The 7514-nt window shown below is 37.7% G+C and carries 7 protein-coding genes and 1 other annotated feature; of the genes, 1 reads left to right on the forward strand and 6 read right to left on the reverse strand.

Translation table 11 applies throughout. The features are described 5' to 3' along the window. Positions 1-243 precede the first annotated feature (243 nt). Positions 244-465: a binding site (T-box leader), on the forward strand. 74 nt (positions 466-539) lie between these two features. Beyond that, complete coding sequence (trpS, locus tag V7149_RS23465; protein ID WP_335348001.1) at positions 540-1541, forward strand: tryptophan--tRNA ligase; 1002 nt, start codon at positions 540-542, stop codon at positions 1539-1541. A gap of 48 nt (positions 1542-1589) precedes the next feature. On the opposite strand, the gene V7149_RS23470 is transcribed toward trpS, so the two are convergent. The 6 genes from V7149_RS23470 to V7149_RS23495 all read right to left on the reverse strand — a co-directional run. After that, positions 1590-2336, reverse strand: a complete 747-nt coding sequence (locus tag V7149_RS23470; RefSeq protein ID WP_335347992.1) for a YjbA family protein — start codon at positions 2334-2336, stop codon at positions 1590-1592. Between the two features lie 168 nt (positions 2337-2504). Beyond that, complete coding sequence (gene opp4C, locus V7149_RS23475; RefSeq protein ID WP_438824151.1) at positions 2505-3410, reverse strand: oligopeptide ABC transporter permease; 906 nt, start codon at positions 3408-3410, stop codon at positions 2505-2507. A 21-nt stretch (positions 3411-3431) separates the two neighbouring features. After that, positions 3432-4382 (reverse strand): ABC transporter permease, encoded by a 951-nt coding sequence (locus V7149_RS23480; protein ID WP_335347994.1) that lies wholly within the window; start codon positions 4380-4382, stop codon positions 3432-3434. A gap of 137 nt (positions 4383-4519) precedes the next feature. After that, positions 4520-6193 carry a peptide-binding protein gene (locus V7149_RS23485; protein ID WP_335347995.1) on the reverse strand — a complete coding sequence of 558 codons (1674 nt, stop codon included), beginning with the start codon at positions 6191-6193 and terminating at the stop codon, positions 4520-4522. 145 nt (positions 6194-6338) lie between these two features. Next, positions 6339-7361: an ABC transporter ATP-binding protein gene (locus tag V7149_RS23490; RefSeq protein ID WP_335347996.1), complete on the reverse strand. Its 1023-nt coding sequence runs from the start codon at positions 7359-7361 to the stop codon at positions 6339-6341. After that, positions 7358-7514: oligopeptide/dipeptide ABC transporter ATP-binding protein (locus tag V7149_RS23495; protein WP_335348002.1), on the reverse strand; the 157-nt coding region annotated here is incomplete at its 5' end. The genes V7149_RS23490 and V7149_RS23495, both read right to left, overlap by 4 nt.

Genomic DNA, 7514 nt, shown 5'->3' on the forward strand with positions numbered 1-7514 from the left:
GTCCAGATTGTTTCGAATATAGCAATCTATTAATTTATTTATACAGAAAGTACTTATAAAATGGGAGTTTTTAGACCAATAAAAAAATTTAAAAAAAGTAATTTTTTTGCGGTATTTTGTCGATTTTTATACCCTCTAGAAAAAAGAACTTTCTGAATATAATGATTTCTGTTTAAATTTATTGTGTGCTACTCTTGATTATTTATTTCATTTGTTATATTCTTAAGAGTAATAAAATAATTGCAATCGGCTATGAGAAAGAGTAGTACATTTACTTTGGTTTCAAGAGAGCCTGTGGATGGTGGAAACAGGTAACCATGTAGATCGAATGGACTTTTGAGCCCTCTATTATTAAACGAATGACGTCTCCTCACGTTACAGGGGGTTCTATGCGCGCTTTAAGCATAGTAAAGAGTGACTCATATTGAGTAATTAGGGTGGCAACGCGGACCATTCGTCCCTATCTATTAGGGATGAATGGTCTTTTTTTGTCCAAAAATTTTATCATAGAATTAATATTAGAGCCTTAATCTTTTGTACTGTCTCTTTTTCAGAAAACGATCTTTTCTGGCATACAGCCAAGCGGTACCATTACACTAGGGAATTATATTGGTGCCCTCAAGCAATTTGTTGAACTGCAAGATGAGTATAATTGTTATTTTTGTATTGTGGATCAGCATGCGATCACAGTCCCGCAAGACAGATTGGAGCTAAGAAATAATATTCGAAGCTTAGCAGCACTCTATTTAGCCGTTGGGATTGACCCAGAAAAAGCTACCCTTTTCATACAATCCGAAGTACCTGCTCATGCACAAGCCGGATGGATGATGCAATGTATTTCCTATATTGGGGAGCTTGAAAGAATGACACAATTCAAAGACAAAGCTGCTGGAAGAGATGCGGTTCCTTCCGCGTTATTAACGTATCCGCCTTTAATGGTTGCTGACATTCTACTATATAGCTCTGATCTCGTTCCTGTTGGAGAGGATCAAAAGCAGCATATAGAATTAACTCGTGATTTGGCAGAAAGATTTAATAAAAAATACAGTGAAATATTTACAATTCCTGAAATACGAATCCCTAAGGTTGGGGCTCGCATTATGTCACTTCAAGAGCCAACTAAAAAAATGAGCAAGTCCGATCCAAATAAGAAGGCTTCTATTACCCTTCTTGATGATATTAAACAAATTGAAAAGAAAATAAAAAGCGCTGTAACCGATTCTGAAGGAATCGTGAAATTTGATAAAGAAAATAAACCTGGTGTATCTAATCTTCTTTCGATTTATTCGATTTTTTCCGGTAAAGAAATTAGTGAAATTGAAAACATGTATGAAGGAAAAGGGTACGGAGATTTTAAATCTGATTTAGCTGAAGTAGTCATAAATGAAATCAAACCTATTCAAGAAAAATACTATGCCCTTATGGAATCAAACGAGCTCGATGACATCCTAGATCAGGGTGCTGAAAAAGCTGCAGCAGTTGCCAATAAAATGCTAAAAAAGATGGAAAATGCAATGGGGCTAGGAAGAAAAAGAAGATAAAAGCTAAAAAAATCTATCACGTTGATGATAGATTTTTTTGCTTTCTTCTTAATTTACTTTAGGACCGTGCTCCATTTCCCATAATTTCTCAAAAAATGGCTGCCCTTTAATTAAGTTTTCACAGAATTGCTCATGCTTGTTCGTCCATCCATATTTGCTCTGTTCAAATAACTGAAGCCAAGCCTCCTCAAAAGCCATTTGCTGAATAGCCTTATAACTTTCTGGACTCCACTCGGTATACCAATAACGGACTTCAGCTACATTTTTGGAAGAATAAAGCTGATCTAGCGCCATAAACATGAGTTGCTTTAATTGTCTTTCTTTTCTAGTAAGCCCAGCCATCAATTCAGGTGAGGGAGAAAGAATATGAAAATTCTTTAATGCCCTTTGATCATTAAAGGAATATGGTGTGGCATCATGATTAGAAAGCATTTCATAGGCTAGTTGTTCCTGTCTTGGAATGAGCCTGCTTTTTCGAATAGGAATATTGTAGCCGATCGTATCAACTGCTAATATTCCCTCTCCATCTGATACAACAAAACAATAGTCTAATTGGACACGCTCATGATTCTTCCTTAAATAAGCCTTTTGATAAATATCATCTAACAGTTGTTGAGGCAATTCCGATAAATCATTTTCAATGTAATTAAACAGAACAGAATCAATTTTGATTAATGGTACTTGGTCTAAAAGTTCTACCCCATCTTCTTTACGCCATTCATGAAAGTGGCAAACATTATATCCATTTTCTTCTCCTTCAAACCAGTTCACCCAAACATCGTGAAGATATAACATCTTTTACCCCCCGCTTCAACAAGCTATTTGTCACTCAGTATGGGCAGAGGGAAGTAAAATTATTCCTAATTTAGTAAGAGGGAGGGAAATATTTCAAACAGTACAACGATAAATAAACAAAAAATAAAAGCCTCCCCTATGTAAAAATCAGGCAGAGACTTTTCATCTTTAATCTTGGGTTTTTGGATCTAAGGCGTCTCGGAGACCATCTCCGATAAAGTTAAAGCATAAAACAGTAATCAATATGAGCAAGCCCGGGAAAAAAGAATACCAAGGTGCTGTTTTCAAAACTGTAAAATCTTGTGCATCTTGAAGCATATTTCCCCAGCTAGGAGTAGGTGGCTGAATACCTAGTCCTAAATAACTTAAGGCAGCTTCCGTCAAAATGACATTTCCAATTAACAATGAAGCAGAAACAATAATTGGCCCCATCGCATTTGGCAATATATGATTAAAAATAATTTTGTAAGATTTAGTCCCTATCGTTTTCGAAGCAAGCACAAACTCCCTTGTTCTTAACGTTAGAAACTCCCCTCTCACAAGCCTTGCAGTACTTGTCCAACTAATTAAAGCAATGACAAGAATTAAGTTAAAAGTACTTGGCTTAAAAATAGAGACTACTGTGATTAATAAAAAGAGACTTGGTATTGAAATCACAATATCAACTAATCTCATTAACATTGCATCAATAATTCCGCCAAAATAACCAGCAATTGCCCCAACACTAACCCCGATAATAAGAGCCCCGGCAACAGAGCCAAAGCCTACAAGTAAAGAAATCCGTCCGCCATATAATAGCCTTGTGAAAATATCCCGTCCATATCGATCTGTCCCTAGCCAATATTCCGCACCCGGCGCTTTTAACTTATGCAATAAATTCATATCCTCAAATTTATATGGCGCAATGACTGGAGCCAATATGGATGACATGATAATAATAAACAACACGATGGCTCCTATAACAGCCAACTTATTTTTCATAAATTTTCGGAAAAATATTCTAGTTAAAGTATCAGGCTTGCTTTTTAAATGGGGGTTTAATTTTAAATCATCTTGTGAAATTTCCGCATTTATTTGTGACAAATAAACCCCTCCTTAATACTCGATACGCGGATCGAAAATTGCGTACAAAATATCCGCTAGCAAATTTCCAATTACAACAAACACTGCTGAAATTACGGTTAGCGCCATAATGACTGGATAGTCGCGAAGAAAAGCAGAGTCAATAAATAATTGCCCAAGACCTGGCCAAGCAAAAACCTTCTCTGTTATGGCTGCTCCGCCAACAAAGGATGGAAGCATTAAACCAAAAAGTGTGATAATTGGAATCATACCGTTTCTAACCCCATGCTTAACGACCACTTTATTTTCTTTGAATCCTTTTGACATGGCCGTACGGATATAATCCTGCTTTAGGACATCCAGCATTGAAGATCTTGTGTACCGTGTAAGAGCCGCTAAATCCGCTGTCGCTAAAACAAAGCCTGGTAGAATTAAATGATGTATACGGTCCCAAATACTAAATGGTGCATTTAAAGTTGCCACTCCCCCAGTTGGGAACCAGCCTAATTTAACTGAAAAAAACATAATTAAAATGAGTCCTAACCAGAAGTTGGGTGTTGCAACCCCGAGAAAGGAGCTGACTGTAAACGTATAATCCAGTGGCGAATAGGGTCGCATTGCCGAATAAATGCCAATTGGAATAGCAATGATGATCGCAATTGCAAATGAAACAACCATTAATAATAGCGTATTTGGCAGCCTATTAAGAATAAGTTCACTTACTGGAGTTCCCCGTTTAATTAAAGATTCACCGAAATCACCTTTTGCCATATTTCCAAGCCATTTAAAATATTGAATATGAATAGGATCGTTTAATCCATATTTTTCTTCGAATTTAGCTTTATCCGACGGCTTCATTTTTGGATCCATAAGCATTGCTACAGGTCCGCCTGGTGCCGCTTTTATGATGGCAAATGATAAAATGGTAATTCCGAATAACAAGGGAATAGCCATTAATGTTCGTCTAAAAATGTATGAAACCATCGTCTATTCTCCCTTTCGCTAACTTTCAGTTTATTTAAAATACACGACCTAAAATTTAACGTGTAGAATTTTCAGTATTTGAAAAATAAAAAGTAAGGGAAGGGTATCCAATCCCCTACTTTTTATTAGGAATGATTCTATTCTTGTTTTAACCACCATTTGTGGATATTGTACATTTGAGCCTTCGGATGGAATTCATAGCCTTCTAGATTTTTAGGAAGTGCACGGAATTCTTTCGGATAGTATAGGAATGTATATGCTTGATCTTCAGCAAGACCAGCTTGAATTTTTCCAATCATTTCTTTACGCTTATCTTTGTCAAGCTCTTGCAGCTGCTCATCCATTAATACATCTAGCTCTGGATTTGAGTAGCCAGTAAAGTTAAGGCCTTGCTCAATTTCTTTCGTATGGAAAATGCCGCTTGGATCTGGGTCAATACCTAGGCTCCAGCCTAATACGATTGCTTCAAAATTCCATACACCCGGGTCGATATCAGCAATTAATGAACTGAATTCAACGATTTGAGGCTTGATTTCAATGCCAACTTCTTTTAATTGTTGTTGAAGAATAACAACGATATCCTCACGAACTTTATTTCCTTGGTTTGTTTTTACTTCTACAGAGAATTTCTTGCCATCTTTTTCTAGGATGCCGTCAGCACCAGGAGTCCAGCCAGCATCTGCTAACATTTGTTTTGCTTTTTCTACATCGTATTCAAACTTTGGTACATCTGGATTATATGCCCAGCTTAATGGGCTTTCCGGAACGTGTGCAACTTCACCTAATCCAGCCATTACGTTTTCAACAATAGCTTTACGGTCAATTGCATGTGTAATAGCTTGACGAACTTTCTTGTCCTTGAACTTATCGTCACGCTGGTTCAACGCAAGATAAGTATAGGAAAGGGCTAAACCTGACTCTAAACGAAGTCCAGTTGCATCAGCAAAGCTTTCAACCGTTGGAACGTCTGGCTGTGCGATACCTGCATAGTAATCAATATCTCCAGCTTGAAGCTGAGCAAGGATTGAGTTTGCATCTGGAACAAGCTTGTAAGTGACAGAATCTAAGTATGGACGGCCATCAAAGAAATCATCATTAGCAACAACTTTTACGTATTCACCGTCTTTCCACTCAGAAAATTTGAATGGTCCTGAACCGATTGGGTTTTTCGTGTTAAACTCATGCTCACCAAGATCAGCAATCGGAACATCTTTTAAGATATGCTCAGGAAGAATTCCAAATCCAAGACTAACTACTGGGAATTGAGCATCTACTTGCTTTAAAGTAAATTTAACAGTATATTGGTCAATTTTTTCTATCTTCTCGATATTTTCAAAATATGATTTACGGACACCATCATAATCTGGACTTAATGGAATGCTGTATGTAAATACAACATCATCCGCATCTAATGGCTCACCATCATGGAATTTTGCATTTTCAACAATTTTTACAGTAAATTCTTTACCATCTTCTGAAGCCTCTAATGACTCAGCAAGATTGCCTTCTGTTACTGTATTAAGTTCAATATCTGAACCTGTTAAACTGCTAAAAATCATATCTTCAATATCAGAACTAGATGCATCGTTTGAATATAAAGGGTTAAACATTGTTGGTGCACCTGTTGAACCAACTACTAGGTCTCCACCTGTAACAGGTCCTTCATTTTTTGGCTCTTCTTTTGCCGGTGTTTCTTCTTTTGCCGGTGTCTCTTCTTTTGGCTGGGTTGTCTGCTGACCGCCGGAACATGCCGCTAAGAACATAGACAATACTAGCATAAGGCTTACTAGTAACCACGCTGGCTTTTTCATTCATTTTCCCCCTTAAGGTTTATTTTTTAAATCTAAATCCTTTTTTCAGAGAAACGAGTGTAAATATATCGCCCCCCTTCAAAGATTTATATACTAAATGCATAAATCTCATAGAATGAGTTTATCTGGCATTTAATAACAGAAATTAATATAAGTGACAGGCTACAAAGTGGTCCTGTTTAACCTCTTTATAATCAGGTACCCTTTGACTGCAAATTTCCGTTGCTGCAGGACATCGAGTGTGGAAAACACAGCCTTGGGGCGGATTTGCCGGACTAGGCAAGTCGCCTTTAAGAATAATTCTTTCCCTTGCCTGTACACCTTTTTTCTTTGGTACTGGAACGGCTGACATAAGTGCTTGAGTATATGGATGAAGCGGATCATCGTACAAATCCTTTTTACCCGCAAATCCCATGATTTTTCCTAAATACATGACCCCAACCCTGTCGCTAATGTGACGAACGACACTTAGATCATGGGATATGAACACATATGTTAATCCTAATTCCGATTGCAAATCCTCCATTAAGTTAATAATTTGCGCCTGGATGGACACATCGAGTGCGGACACAGGCTCATCAGCAATGATTAAATCAGGATTTACCGCAAGAGCCCTGGCAATCCCAATCCTTTGTCTTTGTCCACCGGAAAACTCATGAGGGTATCGATTAATAAACAGCGGGTTAAGGCCTACCTTATCAAGGAGATCTTGAATTTTCTCCTGTCTTTCCTTCCCGCCATATAAATTATGGGTAACCATTGGCTCACTTAGAATAGATTTCAATGTCTTCCTAGGATTTAATGACGCATACGGATCCTGAAAAACCATTTGGATATCTTTTCTGATTGTCCGACGAAGATCTCCTTCGCTCATTTTTGAAATATTCTGACCTCTAAAGATAATATCCCCGCTAGTTGGTTCATACAGTCGAATTAGTGTCCGTCCTGCGGTTGATTTTCCACAGCCCGATTCACCAACAATTCCAATCGATTCTCCTCTTTTTACATTAAAGCTCAATCCATCTACTGCTTTAATAGACCCTACGGTCCTTTGTAAAAAGCCAGCTTTAATAGGAAAATGCTTCCTTAAGTCCTTAACATCTAATATATATTCCGAATCTTTCGTGTATGCTTGCTCCTTTTTACCTAATGAGGTTGTTGCATTCATAGTGTAGCCTCCTTTTCCACATGTAAAAAGCAGCGTGCCGATCTTGAGCCTTTAATTGGCTTTAACTCAGGTGCTTCGCTATGGCATCGATCAAACGCATGTGGGCAGCGAGGTGCAAAACGGCATCCTTTCGGAAAGTGCTCTGGAGGAGGA

This window comes from Bacillus sp. JJ1503, from assembly GCF_036965125.1.
GTDB lineage: Bacteria > Bacillota > Bacilli > Bacillales > Cytobacillaceae > Cytobacillus.

What these genes read in the sequence shown, in the direction of transcription:
- V7149_RS23470 (WP_335347992.1), bottom strand. Translation starts at nt 2,336, where the DNA reads ATGTTATATCTTCACGATGTTTGGGTGAACTGGTTTGAAGGAGAAGAA.
- V7149_RS23480 (WP_335347994.1), bottom strand. Translation starts at nt 4,382, where the DNA reads ATGGTTTCATACATTTTTAGACGAACATTAATGGCTATTCCCTTGTTA.
- V7149_RS23485 (WP_335347995.1), bottom strand. Translation starts at nt 6,193, where the DNA reads ATGAAAAAGCCAGCGTGGTTACTAGTAAGCCTTATGCTAGTATTGTCT.
- V7149_RS23490 (WP_335347996.1), bottom strand. Translation starts at nt 7,361, where the DNA reads ATGAATGCAACAACCTCATTAGGTAAAAAGGAGCAAGCATACACGAAA.